Consider the following 2,119-nt stretch of genomic DNA (forward strand, 5'->3'; position numbering starts at 1 on the left):
GAACTAGCCGCCGGCCGGGCAGCGGGGCGCGTCGCGCAGGCGGCGCATCGCCTGTCCCGCGAGAACGACTCCGACAGGATCGACGGGCAGGCCGGCGGCACGAAGGCGCTCGACGGTCCACCGGTTGCACGTGTGTTCAAACCGGTAGCCACTGCGCGCCGCGTAGAACAGGCTCACACCGGAGTCCGCTTTCGACACCAGCCGTGGTCGACCGTCATGGCCGATGGCCAGATCGTCGTTGATCGCCTCAGACAGGGCGCGGGCCTGCGTGTCCGACAGGGCGATCGGAGCGATGTCGCCGGTAGCGTAGGCGTCCGTCGGCAGCACGGACAGGGCGCCCACCTGGATGACGGCGGGACCGGGAAATGGGCCGATCAGGTATGCGCTCAAATCGTCCGCCGGTGCCGTGATGAACGTCTTCTTGCCATAGCCGATCAGGATCGTGCGCGCGCTGGGAAAGACCTTTCGAAAATAGGCCGCCGGACCATTGAGCAGCGTAGCCGGTACCGCCAGCTCGGTGTGCCAGCCACGGTCGACAACCCAGACCGTCGTCGTTGCCGGTCCTGTGCATACGGCCGGCGATGGGACAGGGCCGGAACATCCGGCGATACTCATCAGGAGAGCGAAAAGCCCGCAGAGACGCTCGGCCGCGTCAGGCCGCCAGAATGCACGAACCGGCAGTGGTCGTGTGGTGCCCGTGCGCCCCGTCCCACCCGGTCGGAGGCGCGTCGCATGCAGGTCGGGCGCCGTGCGAATGCCAGTCCCAAGTTCGCTGGGCCACGCGCGGTAACGGCCGCGCGCGACGAACGCTACGTCAGGCATGCCTGAGCCTGGCGGCACTCTGCTGATCCTTCATCCCGTGCCCCTCCGTGCGGCGATCGGCTGCCCACGTTATCAGATGGCTTGCGTTGACAGCAGCCGTCTCCGTCAGGATTTCCGACATAAAAGCTGAGCGGTCTGTCCGCCCCCGAATGCTGGTGGACGACCATGCTCGTATGGCTGCCGAAGAGGCGCGCGGCTCGTGTGTCCGGCGCTCGCAGGGGCCCGGTAATCACGGGTTCATCGTGCACCGAGGGGTTTGCTGCCCTCTCGAAACGAAACCATGGGGTGTTTCTCGCCGGATCGTGCAACACTTCGTGCTCTGGCGAGTTGAGGCCGGAACACGGGAAGGTGCGACGCATGCTGATACGCGCGGGTTATGACATCACGCTGACGATGGACGGCCCGACGCCGCTGATCCTGATGCTGGAAGTGCATCCGGACCGCGAACCCGATCTGATGACCGCCCAGGTGCCGGTGTTCGATCCTCCGGTCCCGGTGCAGCGTTATCTGGACGGGTTCGGCAATCGCTGCACGCGTGTCCTCGCACCCGGCGGCCCTTTGCGGACCAGCCTGTCGTTCACGATCGGCGATCTCGGGCTGCCGGACCGGCAGCAGCCAATGGCGGTCGAAAATTCGGTCGACACCCTGCCGTCCGACGTGCTGGTCTTCCTGCTGGGCAGCCGGTACTGCGAAACCGATCTGCTCAGCGACACAGCGTGGGCGCTGTTCGGCCATCTGACGCCGGGATGGGGGCGGGTGCAGGCGGTGATCGACTTCGTCCACCAGCATCTGCGTTTCGATTACAGCCAGGCCCGGTCGACGCGGTCGGCCTTCGATGCCTATCGCGAACGGGTCGGCGTGTGCCGCGATTTCGCCCATCTCGCCGTGACGCTGTGCCGATGCCTCAACATCCCGGCCCGCTACTGCACGGGCTATCTGGGCGATATCGGCGTGCCGCTGGTGCCCGACCCGATGGACTTCTCGGCATGGCTGGAGGTCTGGCTGGACGGGCAGTGGTACACGTTCGATGCGCGGCACAACCGACCGCGTATCGGGCGCATCGTCATGGCGCGCGGCCGCGACGCGACGGACGTGGCATTGACCACGTCGTTCGGCCCGGCTCATCTGACCCGCTTCGAGGTCACGACTTACGAGGAATTCCCCTGATCCACCCGGCCTGAGGGGCCGAACGGGGGCGCGTGCCCCCGAGCCGGTTCAGCCCTTGCGCTTGCGGGACGAGGGCGACGTGCGTGCCGGCTTGGCGTAGCTGCGACGGCCGCCGTCGCCGTCCTCACGG

General features: G+C 67.1%; 2 protein-coding genes. One reads left to right on the top strand and one right to left on the bottom strand.

The features are described from left to right. Positions 1–3: 3 nt before the first annotated feature. Positions 4–822: a DUF2459 domain-containing protein gene (locus tag HUK82_RS16100; RefSeq protein ID WP_176614892.1), complete on the bottom strand. Its 819-nt coding sequence runs from the start codon at positions 820–822 to the stop codon at positions 4–6. Positions 823–1,179: 357 nt separating this feature from the next. Between HUK82_RS16100 and HUK82_RS16105 the strand changes: the two genes are divergently transcribed. Further along, complete coding sequence (locus tag HUK82_RS16105; RefSeq protein ID WP_176614893.1) at positions 1,180–1,989, top strand: transglutaminase-like domain-containing protein; 810 nt, start codon at positions 1,180–1,182, stop codon at positions 1,987–1,989. Positions 1,990–2,119 lie beyond the last annotated feature (130 nt).

The sequence above is a fragment of the Ameyamaea chiangmaiensis genome (assembly GCF_013376175.1).
Classification (GTDB): Bacteria; Pseudomonadota; Alphaproteobacteria; order Acetobacterales; family Acetobacteraceae; genus Ameyamaea; species Ameyamaea chiangmaiensis.

What these genes read in the sequence shown, in the direction of transcription:
- HUK82_RS16105 (WP_176614893.1), top strand. Translation starts at nt 1,180, where the DNA reads ATGCTGATACGCGCGGGTTATGACATCACGCTGACGATGGACGGCCCG.
- HUK82_RS16100 (WP_176614892.1), bottom strand. Translation starts at nt 822, where the DNA reads ATGCCTGACGTAGCGTTCGTCGCGCGCGGCCGTTACCGCGCGTGGCCC.